The following is a 17577-nucleotide window of genomic DNA, read 5'->3' as shown; positions in this document are numbered from 1 at the left end:
GGTGACGCACGATGTCGAGCCTGGCCTGACGATTCCGCCCGTCATGAGCGCTCCGCCTGGCGCGTTCTTCGCGGCTCGGGTGAGCGCGTCATGCCGGCGTCGCGGTGGTCAGCAGGTGCGGGCGATCGCGTCGACCAACGTGCCGAAGTTGGTGTCGTACGCCTTGGCGTAGTGGCCGGGCCTGACGCTTCGCCGTTGACGGCTGTTGGTGTCGATGAAGCAGCCTGAGGCGTTGGCGTAGAAGGAGAAGACGTGGTTGCGCATGTTGGACGGCACCGTGCGGTAGCCGTCGCCGGGGCTCCACTTCCACGGGACGCCGCTGAAGTTCCGGTTTCGCCACAGGCAGATGTTGCCGGTGGGGCAGCCCGCTGCCGCCCGCGCCAGGCTCGGCTGGGCGGAGAGGGCGGGCGAGGCCGCCTGGGCCGGGGCCGCCATCGTGCCGGCGAGGACCAGGCCGATGATCGCCGTCGCCGTACGTCCCACGGTCGCTGGCTTCACGCTGTGTGCTCCTTCGTGACTCTCGGTTGACATTGCCTTCGGCATTGTTACCACGATCTGAAGTTCTTACACCACTCTCTGTAACTCTCTGTCGTCGGCGGTCGGCACGCGAGGCGGTGCGGAACGCCGGATCCGGCCTTCGGCTTGCCGGCCGGTCACCTGGAAAGGCGCGAGGCGAGCTGGTGAAGCAGGCGTCACGAAGAGCCGGCCTGCTCAGCGGGCCGGTTCAGAATCGCGGACCGGCGCTGGGCGGGCCGGCCTGCTCTGTGCGTGGCCGAGCGGTGTCGCGCCGAGGTGCGCGGTGCCGCTGAGCGGGACGCCACGCCCTGTGCGATGGCGTCCCGCGCTGGGGCGTGCGAAGCGAGGAGTCTCCGCAGAGCCGGGCCCGGCGTGCGCACCTTCGCCGGCGATGCCGCCTACGGCGGTGGCCAGGTGAGGCGGTCAGCGGGCCCGAGGCGAGGGCGGCCGGCGCGGGACGGCAGGCCGCAAGCGGGCACGGCCGCCGCACGGTGGCGCCGGTCGGCGAGCCGGGAGAGCCGACGAGCCGGGAGAGGGGAGGGCTGTGGGTCTGTGGCGGGGTGGGGTGGAGGCGGTGGGTGTGGCGTCGGTCGGTGGGCCGGGAGAGGGGAGGGCTGTGGGTCTGTGGCGGGGTGGGGCGGAGGCGGCGGGCCCGAGCCGTCGGCGAGCCGGGGGCTCGGCGTGGAGCGAGGCGAACGGCGGGACGGGTCAGTGGGCGGTCGGGGGTGGCGGGGCGGTGGATTCGCGGATCATCAGGGCCGGGGGGACCAGGCGCGGGACCGGCTGCGGGAGACCGGAGAGTTCGGCCATGGCGGCGTCGAAACAGGCGCGGCCGAGGCCGGGGAAGTCCATGCGTACGGTGGTCAGCGCGGGCGTCCAGTAGGCCGCCCCCGGGATGTCGTCGAAGCCGACGATGCTCACGTGGCCGGGCACGTCCTTGCCCGCGTCGTACAGCGCCCGCCGCACGCCCTGCGCGATGTCGTCGTTGCCGCACAGGATGGCCGTGACCTGCGGGTCGGCGGCCAGGCGGCGGCCGGCCTCGTACGCGGAGGCGATGTCCCACCCGCACCCCAGCACCTCGGGCACGGCCGCCCCGGCGGCGGTCAGCGCGTCGCGCCAGCCCGCGAGCCGGCCGCCCGGTCCGACCTCGGACGGGATCGCCACGTGGTGCACCGTGCGGTGGCCGAGATCGAGCAGGTGCCGGGTGGCGTCGGCGGCGGCGCCGCGCTCGTCCAGCGCGATCGCCACCCTGCCCCGGTCGGGGGCGGCGGGCTCGGCCACCGCGACGGCCGGCACGTGGGCGGGCAGCGCCTCCAGCACGGCGACGCCGATCGCGTCGAAGGCGATCACCACCACCGCGCCGGCGCTGGCGTCGCTGACGTACTCGACGGCCTGCCGCACCTCCGCGGGCTCTGCCGACTCCACGACCCTGACGCCCACGGACATGCCGGCCGCGCGGGCCGCCTCCTCGATGCCCTGGAGGGTGGCGGCGTAGCCGTACAGGACGGTGTCGGAGGTGACCACGGTGATGCCCCTGGCCCTGCCGAGGCTGAGCGCGCGGGCCGCCCGGCTGGGCCGGAAGCCGAGCCGCTCGATGGCGGCGAGCACCGTGGCACGCGTTTCGGGGCGCACCTTGGGGGAGTCGTTGAGCACGCGCGAGACCGTCTGGTACGACACTCCGGCCTCGGCGGCGACGTCCCTGATGCTGGGCACGGCCGCCTCGCGGGCTGCCGTGCGAGACGTGCGCGGGGGAGTCGGAGTCACCTCCACATCGTATGACCTGATCATCCGCGCCCACGCCGGAGCGCCGCCCTGGAGGCCGCGCCCCCGGTCGTCACCGGCCCAGCGCTTTTTCAGGCCGGCTTGTGCCGCTGGTAGTGGCGGGCGACGCGGACCCGGTTGCCGCAGCGGGCGGCGGCGCACCAGCGGCGGCGCGGATGGACGGGCAGGAACAGCGTCACGCAGTCGTCCGCCTCGCACTTGCGGATCGTGGTCACGGCGGGGTTCGCGAGGAGGTCGGCGGCCGCATCGGCGAGCCAGGCCGCCAGCCGATCGGCCGTGGACCCGTCGCGCCGGCGGGTGGCGGTCACCGCGCCGCCGTCCCAGGCCAGCTCGGTGACGGCGGGTGCGGCGCGCTGGGCGCGGTTGATCGCGTCGAGGGCGTCCTGGGGTGGCCGCTCGCCGCGCCGTACGCGCTCCAGAACCCGTGCCGTGTGGTCGCGCAGCTCGTGTACGGCCGCCAGCTCGGGCTCGCCCAGGCCGGCGGCGGCGAGGTCGCGCGCCTCGGGGAACCGGCCGGCCTCCAGGCCGAGCCAGGCGCGCAGGTCCTCCGGCGTGGCCAGGTGCTCGCCGTCGGCGTTGCGGGTGTTGATCAGGTCGAGCGCCAGGGGCTCGCCCACCAGGGGGCCGGGCTTGCTCATACCTCTAATGCTACCTGACCCGTTTGACACATTAGGAATCGTGCCGATAGACCTAATGCGTCAGTCGCACAGAGAGGCATTAGTGATGGCCGCATCTGCCCGCACCGCACACCGCTACCTGGACGTCGAAGGAGTCCGCGTCTTCTACCGCGAGTCCCTGCCCGACCGCGCCGGCGCACCCGTGCTGCTCCTGCTGCACGGCTTCCCGTCCGCCTCGCACCAGTACCGCGCGCTGTTCGACCGGCTCGGCTCCCGCTACCGGCTCATCGCGCCCGACCACCCGGGCTCAGGGCACACCGAGGCGCCCGCCGGCTACACCTACTCGTTCGACCGGCTCGCCGACCTCACCGAGGGCTTCGTCCGCGCACTCGGCCTGACCCGCTTCGCCCTGTACGTCTTCGACTTCGGCGCCCCGATCGGCCTCCGCGTCGCCGAGCGGAACCCCGGCTGGATCGCCGGCCTGATCGTCCAGAACGGCAACGCCTACGCGGACGGCCTGTCGCAGGCCGCCCGCGACCTGATCGCACAGCATCCGGACACGCCCGGCGGCCCGGAACGGATGCACGCCGAGCTGACCCTGGAGGCGGTACGCGCCCAGTACCTCACCGGCGTCCCCGACCCGAGCCTGGTCGCGCCCGACAACTGGACGCTCGACCACCACTTCCTCGGTCTGCCCGGACACCGGGAGGCCCAGGCGGCGCTGCTGTTCGACTACCACACCAACGTCAAGAGCTACGACCGCTGGCAGGCGTGGCTGCGCAAGCACACCCCGCCCGCCCTCATCGTGTGGGGCGAGAACGACCCCTTCTTCACCGAGGCGGGGGCCCGCTCCTACCAGCGCGACCTGCCGGACGCCGAGCTGCACCTCTTCGACACCGGGCACTTCGCGCTGGAGACGCACGCCGACGAGATCGCCCCGCTGGTCGCGGGCTTCCTCGACCGGCTCACCGAAGAGTGGCGGTGAAGCTGCGGCCGTACGCGTGCCGGGTCGTCGCCTGCACCAGGGTGCCGCCCGGCACGCGCCGTACGGTGACGCCCTCGCCGGCCTCCGCCACCCGCAGCGGGCGGCCCGGCACCACCACGGAGACCCGGTCGCGCTTCATCGTCGGGTCGGACAGCGCGACGGACGTACGCCCGCCCGACTCCCGCACGATGACCGAGGCCGGGCCGTCCACGAGCAGCCGCCCGGCCAGGCGCGGGCCCGTGGAGAAGACGTTGCACGCGACGATGCCGAGCTTGAGGTGCCGCACCGCCTGGACGTGGCGGTTGTTCGCCAGCACGCTCACCGGGCCGCGCGCGTAGCGGCGCAGCGCGTCCTCGGTGGCGTTCGGCACCAGCGCGTACGCCAGCTCGCCCTCGCCCGCGATGGTGGCGGTGAAGACGTTCTTGGTGACGGCGGTGTCGGGGTTGCCGGTCCGCACCACCCTGCGGCTGCGGGTGACGGTCTCCAGCCCGGCCGCGACCGGCCGCCGGTCGAGGAAGACGTAGCCGATGGAGGTACGGCGGGTGCCGTTGGCGTAGCGCAGCCAGCGCAGGGGCGTGGCCGCGCCGCCCGGCCGCCAGCCGCGCCCGTCCCAGCGCTCGCCGGTGAGCGTGACCGCGTCGCCGGGCGCGGCGATGCGGCTGTCGACGGTCGTCACCACGTCGCGGCCGCCCTGACCTGCGACGTCCGCCGCCAGCACCACGATCTCGTCGTCGAACATGAACCACGACTTGGTGGCGCGGGCGTTGCGGTAGGCCACGAAGTCGTCGGGCAGCAGGCCCTGCTGCTTGGCGGTGTAGGCGACGTCGTCCGACTGCACCATGCCCGCCACGCCGTACGCGCCGAGCGTGGCGCCGCCGGAGAAGGCGTTCTCGCCGCGCGGGAAGTACACGTAGGTGTTCTGCGACTCCGACGACGAGGTGAATTCGAGCGGGTGGTCCGGGTTCTCGTACCACAGCTCCCCGTACAGCTCGGGGACCGTCCGGCGCTCCTCCACCGGCGCGGTCACCCCGGCCAGCCGGTACGGCGACACGGTCGTGTAGTAGTCCACCCCGTACACCTGCCCCTGGTCCTCGCCCGACAGGTAGAGGTAGTAGGCGCCGTCGCCCTGGAACCAGGGCATGAGGTTCTCGCCGCTCATGTACTCGTACTTGCTGATCCGTTCCGAGCTGCGGGCCAGCGCGAACGCGTAGCCGGGGCGGCGGTGCACGGTGCGGTCCATCGCGTTGAACGCCACCGACCGCGCGGGCGGGTTGAGGTCGGCCGCCGGGATGGACGCGTCGGCGCGGATCGCGGCGTAGCGGGCGATGCCGCCCGGCGAGACGAACGCGGTGGTGTCGGCGGCCGGCAGGAACTTCAGGTACTTCTTCAGCGGCAGCGCGTCCTCGACGTGCTCGGCCAGGTCGGCGATGGCCTCCACGACCACGGTGAGATCGGTGTAGCCGCTCGCGGTACGCGAGACCGCCCGCCCCTTGACGATCTCCATCATCCAGCCCTCGAAGATCAGCGGGGCGAAGCCGTCGGCGATCCACCGGTACACCACGGACGGCAGGTCGCCGGGGCCGGTCGTGACCCCCTGCAGCATGTTGAGCGTCTGCACGACGCGAGTCAGCAGGGCCCGGCCGTACGAGCCGGTGTAGGCGACCGAGTGGTGCTGGATGAAGGAGCCGTCGGCGTAGTAGCCGTCGGTGTTGCCGTGCTGCAGGTTGTACGGGTCGATCGTGGCGAACACCGTGGACTGGTCGGCGATCGCCTTGGTGACGCGGGCGTCGTCGCCGGTGAGCGCGCCCTGCAGGATCCGGTTGGCGGTGATGTCCGCCAGGTTCGCGCCGGTGTGGAAGCGGGAGTCGAGATCGACGTCGCCGTCCTTGCCGTTGCGCAGGTAGGCGTCCATCGAGGCGATGTACGGCCGCGTCAGGTCGCCGCGCAGCTCCTCGGGCAGCAGCGCGAGGGTCCTGCTGACGTGCGTGGGGATGCCGATCTCCCAGGTGTGCCAGTTGCCGTAGTAGCCGGCCGACTGGTCGCCGAAGTAGCGCTCGTGCAGCCAGGCCAGGCCATCGGCCACCCGCCGCGCGGCGGTGGCGTCGCCCTCCAGCGCGCTGCCGGGGGCGCGGGTGGCCAGCGCGATCTCGTACAGGTACTGGTAGGCCAGGCGGAGGTTGACGTCGTCGCCGCCGAGCGGCAGACCGGCGAACAGCTCGCCCTCGCCCGCCTGGTCCATGGCGGCCAGCCGCCGCCCGGCGGTGTCGACGATGGCGGCGAGCTTGCCCGCCACCTCGGGGCGGGCGTTGACCTCGGGGGTGCCGGCGAGGATGGCGACGGTGTTGGCGAGCAGCCGGGCGTGGTCGATGGCCTGCGCGGCAGCGGTGCCGATCGTGACGGGGCCTGACGTGGCGGCGCGGGCGGGGGAGGCAGCCGCCGGCAGGCCGGCGGCGGGGATGAGGGTGAGCACTTGGCGGCGGGACAGGTGCGGCACTGCGAACTCCAGGCCGTTGGGGGGATGACGGCTGGGCTCACCGTACATGATCGCCGACGCGCTTCACAGGGCGCGAGCGGCCCCCGTCAGGATCTGTGTGGAGGCTCCGTGGAGGGCGCTCGCCGCCGCGCGCCGCCGACGATCGCGATCACCGCCCCAGGGGCTGTCCACGCTCTGTGTCTCAGCGTTGGCCGGCTCACGATCTTCTTAAAAGGGCTGAAATCGGGACGGGATAGTGGCTAAGCTCCGAAGCCGCTTTGATCACAAACGAAAGGGCGTCTCCGTGCGTAAGAAGACCCTCGCACTGGCCACCATGGTGGTAGCCGGTACGGTGCTCATCCATCCGGCTCCCGCCAACGCCGGCACCTACTCGCCGGAGACGGCCTGTTCCAAGGAGTCGGGCCGCGGCGGCTGGGTCCACGTGCCCGACAACAAGCGGGCGGTCAAGACCTCCAGCGGTAAAACCTGGGGTTACGTCTACCTGATGTGGAACAGGAGCCTGCAGAAGAACTGCGTCGCCATGATCAAGACGGCCTACGCGGGTACGGCGACGTACACCCAGGCCGTGCTGAAGTTCAAGGACGGCGCGCAGTACCGCGACCCGGGCAGCCTGACCGCCAAGAAGTTCAAGTACTACGCCGCCGCCATCGGCTACGGCAAGGGCAAGTGCGCCGCGTTCGAGGGGTACACCACCGACACGCGCCGCGACTACACCCTCGCGAGCGGCAAGCGCACGAAGTACGCCAACTGCGGCTGACGCGCGGTCCCGGGTGGGGGTCCCGCGCGGACCCCCACCGGAGGCGGGCCAGGGCGGCACCTCGCGGCCGGTGAAGGGACCGGCGCCCGCTTGCCCGCCCCGTCAAGGGCCGGCCTCGGCGCGGTGCGGCGAAGCGCCGGTGGACCCGCCCTCCCACCGCCTCATCCCGCTGTTCGACGGCGCCCGGATCACGGCGCCGTCCGGCGGCCTCAGGCACGATCGACCGGCTCGCCCGCCGGGTACCGAGCCGGCTTACGGCACAGAGGACCTGCCGCTCCGCACCCGGGCGTGCCGGACCGGGCCGGGCATCAGGCGATGGAGCGGGCGTCGCCGTCGGCGGGGCCGAGGTGGGCGCGATGGAGCGGGCGCCGCCGTCGGCGGGGCCGAGGTGGGCGAGGAGCCGGAAGGCGGCGTCCTTGCCGAAGGCGGCGATGGCCGCCTCGCCCAGCCGGTCGAGCCCGGGCGCGGGCGGGCTGCCCGGCTCGAACGTCGTCTCGTCGCGGATCAGCGCCTCGATCTCGCCGAGCAGGCTCAGCTGCTCGGCGGTCAGGTCGGCGTGTGCGGCGCGGAAGCGGACGAGCTGCTCCAGCCAGAGCCCGCTGCGCACCTCCGCCGGCAGGTCCTGGTAGAGCTCGCGCCTGCGGCTCGCGGGGTGGGCGATGAACTCGTCGTACGTCGCGGAACGCCGTGCGTCGTCCATGGGCACCTGCCGGGTCGAGACGGGTGGACTCTCCCCCTGGGGGAGACCTCATGCTACTCCCAGCACGATCAGTCCTGAGGAGAAGCGACGTATGACCATCGTGACCGGCGTCGAGCCCCGCGGCCTGCACCACTGTGAGACCACGGCGCTCGGTGTGCTGCTCCGCCACGAAGGACTCGACCTGCCGGAGCCGCTGATGTTCGGGCTCGGCTCCGGCCTGTCCTTCGTCTACTGGGACGCCAAGGCGATGCCGGTGCCGTTCCTGGGCGGCCGGGTCAAGCCGTTCGAGCTGACCAGGAGCCTGGCCGGCAGGCTGAGGCTGACGCTGGCCGTCCAGGAGACCACCTCACGCCGCCGGGCCTGGGAGAACGTGGCGGCGGTCATCGACGGCGGCCGCCCGGCCGGCCTGCAGCTCGACTGCTACCACCTCGACTACTTCACCTCGAAGGTGCACTTCGGCGGCCACGTGGTCGCCATGTACGGCTACGACGACCGCGACGCCTACCTCGTGGACACCGCGCAGCAGGGCGGCGCGGTGCGCACGAGTCTCGGTTCGCTCGCCGCCGCCAGGGCCGAGCGCGGCCCGATGACGGCGCGGAACCGCTCGTTCACCATCACGCTGCCGCCGCACCCCGTCGCCTGGCAGGAGCGGCTCGTCCCCGCGATCAGGGAGACCGCCGCCGCGTTCCTCTCCCCGCCCATCGCGAACCTCGGCCACCGCGGCATCGCCAAGGCCGCGGCGAAGGTGCCCGGCTGGTGGGAGCGCGCGCAGGACCCGCGCCGCGACCTGACCCAGGCCGCCCTCCTCATGGAGCAGGGCGGCACCGGCGGCGGCCTGTTCCGCGCGCTGTACCGGGACTTCCTCGCCGCGTGCGCCGAGCTGCTCGGCGGCGAGGAGCTGCGTACGGGGCACCGGCTGTACGCCGAGGCGGCGGGCCTGTGGACCGACGTGGCGGCGCTGATCGGCAAGGCCGGCGAGAGCGGCGACCCGGGTCATCTGGAGGAGGCCGGGAGGATCCTGCGCGACCTGGCCCGCATCGAGCGCGAGGCCATGGAGGCGCTGGTCCGCCTGTGACGTTCTTTCCTAGGAGCCCTAGGTATAACCTAGGCGGGCAAGCGGAGAACCTAGGAAGGGTCGGTGAGCTATGGCGCGTGCCGGGCTGACCGTGGACCGCGTGACGCTCGCCGCCGCCGAACTGGCCGACGAGGTCGGGCTCGACCACGTCACGATGTCGGCGGTGGCGCGCCGGCTCGGCGTCAAGGACGCCAGCCTGTACGCCCACGTACGCAACCTGGAGGACCTGCGCGGCCGCATCGCGCTGCTCGGCGCGGACGAGAAGACCATCCGCATCGCCGAGGCCACCGCGGGGCGGGCGGGCAAGGACGCGCTCGTCGCCTACGCCGACGCCTGGCGGTCCTACGCCCACGACCACCCGGGCAGGTACACCGCGACCCAGGTCCCGATCCCCATCGACCCCGAGCTGGCCGCAAAGGCGGCGGGGCCGCGCCGGGCGGTCGAGCTGACCTACAGCATGCTGCGCGCGTACCGGCTGGAGGAGCCCGACCTCACCGACGCGGTCCGCCTCATCCGCAGCGCGCTGCACGGCTTCGTCAGCATCGAGGCCGCGGGCGGGTTCGCGCACGCGCGACCGGCCGATGACTCCTGGGTCCGCTGCGTGGAAGCCCTGCACAACGCCCTCGAGCACTGGCCCTCCCGTACCGGAGGAGACCCCTGATGATGACGGCTGCGCGTCGACGGCGCCACCCTGCACTACGAGGTACGCGGCAGCGGGGCTGTCGCCGGACGCGCCCGTCCGCGTGGCCGGGTGCAGCTCCGGCGCGATCACCGCGCTCCACCTGCTCACCGCCCATCCGGAGCGGGCCGAACGGGTGCTCGCGCACGAGCCGCCGGTGGTCGAGGTGCTGCCGGGCGCTGATCGCCCGCGTCCAGGACACCCTGCGCAGGGAGGACCTGATGCCCGCGGCGGCCGTCTTCGCGGCCGGCCTCCGAGCGCCCGCCCCGGCTCGGCCACGCGGGGAAGCGGCCGCCCCCGCGCTTGCGCCGCACGATGGCCGACGACGGCCGTACTTCCTCGGCCGCATCGTGCCGGGCTTCATGGCGTACGTCCCCGACCTCGGCCGCCTGCGTGAGCTGTCGGACCGGCTGGTGCTCGCGGCTCCAGGGGTCTTGTGGTCAGTGAGCGGCGAGCAGGTCGGCGAAGCGGCGGCTGTCGACGTTCCCGCCCGAGGCGATGAGCCCGATCCGGCGCGGTGTGCCCTCCACGCGGCCGGACAGCACGGCGGCGAGCGCCGTCGCGCCGCTGGGCTCAAGGACGATCTTCAGGTACTCGAACGCGAACCGCATCGCCTCCACGATCTCCGCGTCGCTCACCAGGACGACCCCGTCGGCGAGCCGCCGGTTGATGCCGAACGTCAGCTCGCCCGGCGTCGGCAGCGCCTGACCGTCGGCGATCGTCCTGGGGACGGGGATGGTGACGCGCTCGCCGCGTTCGAGCGACCGCTTGGTGTCGTCGCCGGCCTCCGGCTCGACGCCGATGACCCGGGTGGCGGGCCGCAGCGCCTTGGCCGCGATGGCGGTGCCCGCGAGCAGCCCGCCACCGCCGACGGGCGCGAGCAGCGCGTCCAGCTCGCCGACCTCGTCCAGCAGTTCCAGGGTGGCGGTGCCCTGGCCGGCGATGACGTCGGGGTGGTCGAAGGGCGGGATGAGGGTCATGCCGCGCTCGTCGGCGAGGGCGCGGGAGAGCGCGATGCGGTCCTCCTTGTAACGGTCGTAGGTGACGATCTCCGCGCCGTAGCCGGCGGTGGCCTCGCGCTTGGGACGCGGTGCGTCCTCGGGCATCAGGACGACGGCCGAGGTGCCCAGCTCGCGAGCGGCCAGGGCGATGGCCTGGGCGTGGTTGCCCGACGAGTGGGCGACGACGCCGCGCGCCCGCTGCTCGGGGGAGAGCAGGGCGACCGCGTTGTAGGCGCCGCGGAACTTGAAGGCGCCCACGCGCTGCAGGTTCTCGCACTTGATGAACACCTCGGCGCCGGCGCGGGCGTTCAGGATGCGCGAGGTGAGCACGGGCGTGCGGTGGGCGATGTCGTCGAGCCTGACGGCTGCTGCGCGGACGTCGTCGAAGGTCACGGACGTGGCGGTGGCCATGGTGTCACCTCAGGGGCGGCCGGGGCCGGTCGGGGGTGGGGACCGGCCGGCATGATCAGTTGATCTTCCGATCCTAGGCCGCGGCGGGCGCGATGGCGGCGCTGTGCCGGACGAATCCGGTGATCTGCAGCACCCAGATGAGCGCGCCGGTCGCGGTCATGGCGGCCCACAGCCCGGCCAGCCCCCAGGTGCCGGACACCGGGATCACGGCCAGGGCGAGCAGGCCGTAGCCGGTGCCGACCGCGGCGAGTTGCCAGGTCGAGCGTTTTTGTCCGACCAGCCCGTACGCGGTGACGATCGCGCAGCCGTTCGCCAGCGCGAACCCCACGAGCAGCGGCGACAGCCCCGAGGCCAGGGCGAGCACGGCCGCGTCCCGCGTGAACAGCCGCAGCACCGCCTCGCCCGCGACGAGCAGCGCCGCCCCGCCCGCGAGCACCCCGGCCGCGCCGACCGTGACGGCCGCCACGACGAGCCGCCTGGCCTCGCGGGCCGACGTCGCCCGCGCCACCTCGGGCGTCACCGCCCGCGCGGCGGACGCCGCCGCGAGCCCCAGGAAGCCGTCGAGCGAGAGCAGGATCGCGTGAGCGGCGGCCTGCTGCACGCCGGTGCGCGCGGCGGCGTACGCGACACCGCCCATCACCGTGAACTTGACGATCAGCGTGGCCGACAGCGGCAGCCCCACCCCGGCCATCCGCACGATCCGCCGCACGCGCGGCCGCCCCGGCCACCACGACTGCCCCGCCAGCTCCGGCAGCCGCCGCAGCAGCAGGTTGGAGACCGCGACCTGCACGGCGGTGGCGGCCACCATCGCCACGCCGGTGCCCGGCACGCCGTACGGAGGCACGAGCGCGAGCAGCAGGACGACCTGCGCCGCCGTGCCCGCCAGCCCGGACCACAGCACCTTCCCGCTGTGCCGCAGCGCGACCAGCATGCCTGCCGCGCCGCCGCCCGCCGCCGACAGCAGCACCTGCGCCGCCAGCAGCGCGGGCAGCGCGCCCAGCCCGGCGACCGCCGCCTCAGGCGCACCCCCGGCCCGCGCGATGAGGGGGACGGCGAGCATCACGCAGGCACCCGCGGACCCGAGAGCGAGCGCGAGCCAGCGCGCGTCCTTCAGCACCGCCACCGCCTCGGCGGGACGCTCCCGGCAGGCGGCGGCGAACGGCGACAGACCGCGCAGCCCGCCCGCCACCGCGGCGTTCACCGGGTTGAGCACGGCGCTCGCCAGCGCGAACGCCGCCAAGTCCGCGGTCGCGTGGCGGCCGAGCAGAGAGGTGCCGAGAAGCTGCGCGACGATGCCGGCGCTCAAGGACAGCAGCAGCGGCACGGCCGCGCCCAGCACGATGCGGAAAGAAGAAGAAGGCATGAAACGGAGAATCCCGGGCGGCGGACCGCTCGGGACATGATCATTCTACCGCATACGCGCCTCAGACGACATGGTTACGCAGGCACAGCTCCTCCGGATAGGGCTCGAAGTACGTCTGCTCCGCCACGTACGTGGTCGCCGCGCCCCTGGCGTGGTGGCGCAGCAGCGCGAGCGGCACGCTGAGCGCCACCCGGCGCGCCTGGTAGGAGGCGATGACCTCGGCCGCATCCGCCCGGCGCACCGGATCGAGCCCATCGCCGATCATGCCGAGGCAGTGCTGCAGCACGTTCACGTGCCGCCCGACCGTCACGGGCACCGCGAGGGCCGCGCGGAACGCCGTGCTGTAGGCCGCCGCCACCTCCTTGCGCGGCCGGACGCCCGCCTGCGCCGCGATCCTGCCGGTCTCCCGGTAGCCCTCGGTGCTGTGGGCGAGCAGCTGCATCTTGTGCCTGGCCTGGAACGCCATCAGATCGCGCGGCCGCCACGGCCCTCCCAGCAGCTCGCGCAGCCGGGCGTGCGCGAAGATCCGCTCGGTGAACGCCTCCCGCCGCACCGGGTCGTTCAGCCGCCCGTCGTCCTCGACCGGCAGCAGCGGGTGTGCCTCGATCACCACGCCGGCGAACAGGCCGCGCTGCTGCCGGGTCACCGCCGCATCGCCCGCGTAGAGCGGGATGCCGTGGATGCCGCAGCTCGGGCTCTTGGCCTTGAACACGTAACCGTCGGCGGTCAACCCCGCCGAACGCTCGGCCGCCAGCTCCGCCATGGCCGGGGTCAGGTCGCGGCGGCTGCGCCTGGTCATCAACCGGGGGCCGGAGGGCGAGCGCTCCAGGCGCAGCGCCTCGCGGGGCGCGCCGAGGCCGATCGCCACCTCCGGGCAGAGCGGCACCCAGTCGACGAACGGCGCCAGCTCGTCGGTGAGGTAGCGGCTGCGGCTGTGGCCGCCGTTGTGGCGCACCGGCTCGCCGAGCAGGCAGCTCGACACCGCCACCCGCGGTCTGCCCCAGACCTGACCGTCCCCCATGCTGGTCAGCTGCCCACAACAGGGGGGCGCACGCGCGGCCCGGCCATTCCCGTGTAACCGTTAAGAGCCTTTTTCCGGGTTACACTGTGCGGGTGCCAGCCGTTCCCGTGCTCGACGTGAGCCACGTGGTCGCGTTCGTCAACGAGTACGCCGACCCGCCGCGCGAGGCCGCGGGCGAGCAGGAGACACCGTATCCCGACCCGGCACCCCTGCTGGCCTGGCCCGGCGACCTGCCGCTGCCCGCCGGCGGCGACCTGGTCAAGGCGGCCAACGCCGTCTTCCCCGTCTTCGCCGCCGCGCGCGAAGGCCGGGCGTTCGACGAGCTGAACGCCCTGCTGCGTGCCGTTCGTCCGCTGCCCGTCGCCGCGCCCGGCGGCCTGCGCTGGACCATCGGCGACCCCGCCGACGTGCTGCCCGCCGCGCTGGCCACCTGCCTGCTCGCCTGGCTCATGACCCACGAGCAGGCCCGGCTCGGCACCTGTCACGCGGCCAGATGCGTCGACGTCTACACCGACTCGTCCCCGGCCGGGCAGCGCCGCTTCTGCTCCGCCACCTGCCTCAACCGGCACAAGGTCGCCGCCTACCGCAGGCGGGCCTCGGCCCGCAAGGGCGGCTGACGAGCGGGCTCAGCCGCCCTTGCGCGCCGGACGCGGGGGCTCAGTTGCCCTTGAGCGCCGACCGGCCCGCGTAGCGGGCCTCCGTGCCGAGCTCCTCCTCGATGCGGATGAGCTGGTTGTACTTGGCGGTCCGTTCGGAGCGGGACAGCGAGCCGGTCTTGATCTGGCCGCAGCCGGTGGCCACGGCGAGGTCGGCGATCGTGGTGTCCTCGGTCTCGCCGGAACGGTGCGACATCACGACCCCGTACCCGGCCCGCCCGGCCGTCCGCACGGTGTCCAGCATCTCGGTGAGCGTGCCGATCTGGTTGACCTTGACCAGGATGGAGTTCGCGATGCCGGCGTCGATGCCCGCGCGCAGCAGCGCCGCGTTGGTGCAGAAGACGTCGTCGCCGACGAGCCGGCAGGTCGCGCCCAGCTCGCGGGTGACCAGCCGCCAGCCCTCGGTGTCGTCCTGGGCCATGGGATCCTCGATGGACACGATCGGGTAGGCGGCGACGAGGCCCGACAGGTAGGCGGCGTGCTCCTCGACCGAGCGCCGCACCCCCTCGCCCGCGTAGTGGTAGGCGCCGTCCCGGTAGAACTCCGACGCGGCCGGGTCGAGCATGACGGCGATGTGCGTGCCGGGGGAGTAGCCGGCGTCGGATATCGCGGTGACGATGAGGTCCAGCGCCTCCTCGGCGGTGCGCAGGTCGGGGGCGAAGCCGCCCTCGTCGCCGACGCCGGTGTGGTGTCCGGCCTTCTTGAGCGTGGCGCGCAGGGTGTGGAAGACCTCAGAGCCCATCCGTACGGCGTCGGCGAACGTCGTCGCGCCCACCGGCGCGATCATGAACTCCTGGAAGTCGAGCGGATTGTCGGCGTGGGCGCCGCCGTTGATGATGTTCATCATCGGCAGCGGCAGCAGCGCGGCGTCCGGGTCGAGGTAGCGGTAGAGCGGCAGCCGGTGCGAGGCCGCGGCGGCCTTCGCCGTGGCCAGTGAGACGCCGAGCAGCGCGTTCGCGCCCAGCCTCGACTTGCCCGGGGTGCCGTCGAGCGCGATCATCGCCTCGTCCACGGACGCCTGGTCCTCGGCGTCCATCCCGGTGACGGCCGCGGCGATCTCCCCGGTGACGGCCTCGATCGCGCGGCGCACGCCCTTGCCGTGGAAGCGGCGCGGGTCGCCGTCGCGCCGCTCCACCGCTTCGTTCGTGCCCGTCGACGCGCCGGACGGGACGGCCGCGCGGCCCAGCGAGCCGTCTTCCAGGATGACGTCCACTTCCACGGTCGGATTGCCCCGGCTGTCGAGGATCTCCCGGCCCGCCACCTGGACGATTGTCGTCATGTCTGCCTACCCCCTGCGTCAGAGGTCCCGTCTGCGTGGATTTCAGATCGGAACCCACTCAGTTCCAGGAAGGAACTTACACTTGATCCGGGCGCGGGCGCCATTCCGTACCCCAGGAGGACGGGCGAGGAGGCGAGCTGGTGGCACGGGAACTGCGGGAACAGGACGCCGGATGCGCGATCGCGCAGGCCGCGGCGGTGGTGGGGGAGTGGTGGAGCCTGCTCATCGTGCGCGAGGTCACCCGCGGCCGCCACCGCTTCGACGACCTGCACACCGAGCTGGGCATCTCGCGCCGGGTGCTCGCCGAACGGCTGAAGCACCTGCTCGACAACGGGGTGCTCGAACGCCGGCCGTACCAGCAGCGGCCCACCCGCTACGAGTACCGCCTGACGGCGGCCGGGCGGGCGCTCGCCCCGGTGCTGGCCGGGCTGCAGGACTGGGGCGAACGCTTCGTCCTCGGCGACGGCACCCCGGCCGCCGACGCCACGCCCACGGAGATCGACCGCATGCACGGCCTGGTAGGCACCGCCGTTCCGCACCCGCTGGCGCTGCCGGTGATCAGGGGCGGCGCGGCGGACACGGCGGCACCCAGGGGCGATGGGCCGGGCGTTGCCGTGCCCAGGGGCGACGGGCCGGGGGTTGCGGTGCCCAGGAGTGGCGCACTGGGCGTTGCTGGGCCCGGGGATGGCGCGCTGGGCGTTGCCGTGTCCGGGATTGGCGGGCCGGGCCAGACGGTGGCCGGGGATGGCGGGATGGACGTGGTGGCCTCCGACGCCCGCGTCACCGTTCTCCTCACCTGTCCCGGTGAGGCGCTGGCCCGATTCCTGGGTGCGCTGAGCGAGTCGGCCACCGCGTTCACCGAGGCCGGGGTGGCCGTGCGGGCCGTCACCACGCAGGAACCCCGCGAGCTGCGGCGCACGGACACGTCGCGAACCGACGTGCCCGGTGCGGCGGCGCCGGACGCAGCGCGACCGAACACGGAACCGCCCGACCCTGAGGGGCCTGGCCCTGAGGAGAGGGCGGCCGCGGGGGCGCCTGATGCGGTGCGGCCGGAGGCGGAGCCGCCTGGTCCTGAGGGGTCGGGCGCGGGGGCGCCTGATGCGAAGGGGCCGGCTGCGGGATGGGCGTTTCCGGTGCTGTCGGACGCCGAGCTGGTGCTGTGCGCCGCGCTGCGGCTGCCGACGTTCCGCACCGGTCACACGCTGCACCTCAAGCCCGCCGTCATCGTCGCCGACGCCCGCCGGACGATCCGCCACGTGCTCTACCCGATCACCGACGCCGACGCCGCGATCAAAGACGCCCTCCGCCTGGCCACCGGCGTGACCGCTCGCTTCGTCCGCTGACCGCGCCGTGCGGAACGCCGCCGCCCGGCGACGCGGCGTCCGCACGCCCACGCTCGCAAGCCGCGGCCCGCCCGGCACCCCGACCACCTCGGCCGGCACCCCGACCGCCTGCCGGCGACCCACGCCCTTCCTCACGCATGCCCGCCGCGCCGCGCCCGCATGCAAGCGTGCTCGCGGAGCGGCACCCGCTGTCTGGCACGCGCTCACCGCGTCGCGCCCGCTTCCCCGCGCGCCCTCATCGCGCCGAGGCCGCCACATGAAAGTTGACTAAGAAATCCACCGGAAGTCACCCGGATGCTTCACAGAAATCCTTGAACCCTCAATAATCGCGGGAAGTCAGCATCGTCCGTCACAAATGCCGAGGAGGCATGATGAAGACGATCCGCCGTGCCACGAAGGCCGCATTAGCCCTGCTGGCCGGGCTGCTGCTCGCCCTGTCCATCACCGCGCCGGCGTCGGCGGCGACGTGGACGTTGAGGGAGCTCCCGCAGCGGCTGTGCATCTCGCCGAACGGCCACCCGATGACGTACTTCGTGGCCCCGGTCATCGGCACCTGGTCCACCAACCTGTGGACCCACCTGCGCAACCTCCCGCCGAACGCGACCTACCAGAGCTCGGTGATCGGCCCCGGCAGCAGCTACCCGGACCCCGAGACCGGCGCGGTCTCGCTGAACGCCTGGGTCTTCGTCGAGTTCGGCCCGGCCCCCGAAGGGACGTACCACCCGCTGTTCGAGGTCGAGGACGGCGTGGAGTCCCAGTCGTTCCCCATCACGATCGAGGTGCGCAAGGACTGCTAGCGGCTTCGCCCGGCCGGATCGTTCACGGCGGTCCGGCCGGAGCCCGAGGGGGCGTCAGGCGTTCCTGGGCGCGGGAGGACTCTGCCGCGGTCGTTGTCCCC

15 protein-coding genes and 1 pseudogene are annotated in these 17577 nt (G+C 73.4%); 7 read left to right on the top strand and 9 right to left on the bottom strand.

The window, feature by feature from the left end; genetic code table 11:
- Window positions 1-108: 108 nt before the first annotated feature.
- The 3 genes from ACGFIM_RS29375 to ACGFIM_RS29365 form a co-directional block, all read right to left on the bottom strand.
- The gene (locus ACGFIM_RS29375; RefSeq protein ID WP_393206464.1) at window positions 109-498 is read right to left on the bottom strand and encodes a peptidase inhibitor family I36 protein; all 390 of its coding nucleotides are present in this window, start codon (window positions 496-498) and stop codon (window positions 109-111) included.
- Between the two features lie 726 nt (window positions 499-1224).
- Entirely contained in the window at window positions 1225-2280 is a 1056-nt protein-coding gene (locus ACGFIM_RS29370) for a LacI family DNA-binding transcriptional regulator (RefSeq protein ID WP_393206461.1), read from the bottom strand.
- Between the two features lie 89 nt (window positions 2281-2369).
- Window positions 2370-2936, bottom strand: a complete 567-nt coding sequence (locus tag ACGFIM_RS29365) for a CGNR zinc finger domain-containing protein (protein WP_393206458.1) — start codon at window positions 2934-2936, stop codon at window positions 2370-2372.
- Between the two features lie 85 nt (window positions 2937-3021).
- Between ACGFIM_RS29365 and ACGFIM_RS29360 the strand changes: the two genes are divergently transcribed.
- On the top strand, window positions 3022-3900 hold the full coding sequence (locus tag ACGFIM_RS29360; RefSeq protein ID WP_393206455.1) for an alpha/beta fold hydrolase: 879 nt from the start codon (window positions 3022-3024) through the stop codon (window positions 3898-3900).
- On the opposite strand, the gene ACGFIM_RS29355 is transcribed toward ACGFIM_RS29360, so the two are convergent.
- Window positions 3881-6442 (bottom strand): polysaccharide lyase family 8 super-sandwich domain-containing protein, encoded by a 2562-nt coding sequence (locus ACGFIM_RS29355; RefSeq protein WP_393206452.1) that lies wholly within the window; start codon window positions 6440-6442, stop codon window positions 3881-3883. The genes ACGFIM_RS29360 and ACGFIM_RS29355 overlap by 20 nt on opposite strands.
- Before the next feature lie 235 nt (window positions 6443-6677).
- Between ACGFIM_RS29355 and ACGFIM_RS29350 the strand changes: the two genes are divergently transcribed.
- The gene (locus ACGFIM_RS29350) at window positions 6678-7151 is read left to right on the top strand and encodes a hypothetical protein (protein ID WP_393206450.1); all 474 of its coding nucleotides are present in this window, start codon (window positions 6678-6680) and stop codon (window positions 7149-7151) included.
- Window positions 7152-7551: 400 nt separating this feature from the next.
- Here ACGFIM_RS29350 and ACGFIM_RS29345 read toward each other — a convergent pair.
- Window positions 7552-7851 (bottom strand): annotated as a pseudogene (locus ACGFIM_RS29345) (bacteriocin fulvocin C-related protein); the annotation flags it as partial.
- Between the two features lie 91 nt (window positions 7852-7942).
- On the opposite strand from ACGFIM_RS29345, the gene ACGFIM_RS29340 reads away from it, so the two are divergent.
- Together ACGFIM_RS29340 and ACGFIM_RS29335 are read left to right on the top strand one after the other, a co-directional pair.
- The gene (locus ACGFIM_RS29340; RefSeq protein ID WP_393206448.1) at window positions 7943-8926 is read left to right on the top strand and encodes a BtrH N-terminal domain-containing protein; all 984 of its coding nucleotides are present in this window, start codon (window positions 7943-7945) and stop codon (window positions 8924-8926) included.
- A gap of 70 nt (window positions 8927-8996) precedes the next feature.
- A complete protein-coding gene (locus ACGFIM_RS29335) occupies window positions 8997-9587 on the top strand; it encodes a TetR/AcrR family transcriptional regulator (protein ID WP_393206445.1) in 591 nt (196 codons plus the stop codon).
- Window positions 9588-10045: 458 nt separating this feature from the next.
- On the opposite strand, the gene ACGFIM_RS29330 is transcribed toward ACGFIM_RS29335, so the two are convergent.
- The 3 genes from ACGFIM_RS29330 to ACGFIM_RS29320 all read right to left on the bottom strand — a co-directional run bounded on the left by ACGFIM_RS29330 (window position 10046) and on the right by ACGFIM_RS29320 (window position 13401).
- Window positions 10046-11017, bottom strand: a complete 972-nt coding sequence (locus tag ACGFIM_RS29330; protein ID WP_393206442.1) for a threo-3-hydroxy-L-aspartate ammonia-lyase — start codon at window positions 11015-11017, stop codon at window positions 10046-10048.
- A 73-nt stretch (window positions 11018-11090) separates the two neighbouring features.
- A complete protein-coding gene (locus ACGFIM_RS29325) occupies window positions 11091-12380 on the bottom strand; it encodes an MATE family efflux transporter (RefSeq protein ID WP_393206440.1) in 1290 nt (429 codons plus the stop codon).
- A 61-nt stretch (window positions 12381-12441) separates the two neighbouring features.
- Window positions 12442-13401 (bottom strand): YbgA family protein, encoded by a 960-nt coding sequence (locus ACGFIM_RS29320; RefSeq protein WP_393206438.1) that lies wholly within the window; start codon window positions 13399-13401, stop codon window positions 12442-12444.
- A gap of 92 nt (window positions 13402-13493) precedes the next feature.
- Between ACGFIM_RS29320 and ACGFIM_RS29315 the strand changes: the two genes are divergently transcribed.
- The gene (locus ACGFIM_RS29315; RefSeq protein ID WP_393206436.1) at window positions 13494-14018 is read left to right on the top strand and encodes a CGNR zinc finger domain-containing protein; all 525 of its coding nucleotides are present in this window, start codon (window positions 13494-13496) and stop codon (window positions 14016-14018) included.
- Between the two features lie 40 nt (window positions 14019-14058).
- Here the strand turns inward: ACGFIM_RS29315 and eno are convergent, their stop codons facing one another.
- A complete protein-coding gene (gene eno, locus ACGFIM_RS29310) occupies window positions 14059-15336 on the bottom strand; it encodes a phosphopyruvate hydratase (RefSeq protein ID WP_393206433.1) in 1278 nt (425 codons plus the stop codon).
- 140 nt (window positions 15337-15476) lie between these two features.
- Here eno and ACGFIM_RS29305 point away from each other — a divergent pair, with 140 nt between their 5' ends.
- Complete coding sequence (locus ACGFIM_RS29305; RefSeq protein ID WP_393206431.1) at window positions 15477-16679, top strand: winged helix-turn-helix transcriptional regulator; 1203 nt, start codon at window positions 15477-15479, stop codon at window positions 16677-16679.
- 368 nt (window positions 16680-17047) lie between these two features.
- Entirely contained in the window at window positions 17048-17476 is a 429-nt protein-coding gene (locus ACGFIM_RS29300) for a DUF5980 family protein (protein WP_393206428.1), read from the top strand.
- Window positions 17477-17577 lie beyond the last annotated feature (101 nt).

Source organism: Nonomuraea sp. NPDC049309 (assembly GCF_043196965.1).
Classification (GTDB): Bacteria; Actinomycetota; Actinomycetes; order Streptosporangiales; family Streptosporangiaceae; genus Nonomuraea; species Nonomuraea fastidiosa.
The sequence above is the reverse complement of the archived record's forward strand: the minus strand, read 5'-3'. Positions and strand labels throughout refer to the sequence as shown.

Bases quoted from the DNA above. Each gene is read 5' to 3' on its own strand.
- ACGFIM_RS29365 (WP_393206458.1), bottom strand. From the start codon at position 2,936: ATGAGCAAGCCCGGCCCCCTGGTGGGCGAGCCCCTGGCGCTCGACCTG.
- ACGFIM_RS29360 (WP_393206455.1), top strand. From the start codon at position 3,022: ATGGCCGCATCTGCCCGCACCGCACACCGCTACCTGGACGTCGAAGGA.
- ACGFIM_RS29355 (WP_393206452.1), bottom strand. From the start codon at position 6,442: ATGTACGGTGAGCCCAGCCGTCATCCCCCCAACGGCCTGGAGTTCGCA.
- ACGFIM_RS29340 (WP_393206448.1), top strand. From the start codon at position 7,943: ATGACCATCGTGACCGGCGTCGAGCCCCGCGGCCTGCACCACTGTGAG.
- ACGFIM_RS29335 (WP_393206445.1), top strand. From the start codon at position 8,997: ATGGCGCGTGCCGGGCTGACCGTGGACCGCGTGACGCTCGCCGCCGCC.
- ACGFIM_RS29330 (WP_393206442.1), bottom strand. From the start codon at position 11,017: ATGGCCACCGCCACGTCCGTGACCTTCGACGACGTCCGCGCAGCAGCC.
- ACGFIM_RS29325 (WP_393206440.1), bottom strand. From the start codon at position 12,380: ATGCCTTCTTCTTCTTTCCGCATCGTGCTGGGCGCGGCCGTGCCGCTG.
- ACGFIM_RS29320 (WP_393206438.1), bottom strand. From the start codon at position 13,401: ATGGGGGACGGTCAGGTCTGGGGCAGACCGCGGGTGGCGGTGTCGAGC.
- eno (WP_393206433.1), bottom strand. From the start codon at position 15,336: ATGACGACAATCGTCCAGGTGGCGGGCCGGGAGATCCTCGACAGCCGG.
- ACGFIM_RS29300 (WP_393206428.1), top strand. From the start codon at position 17,048: ATGATGAAGACGATCCGCCGTGCCACGAAGGCCGCATTAGCCCTGCTG.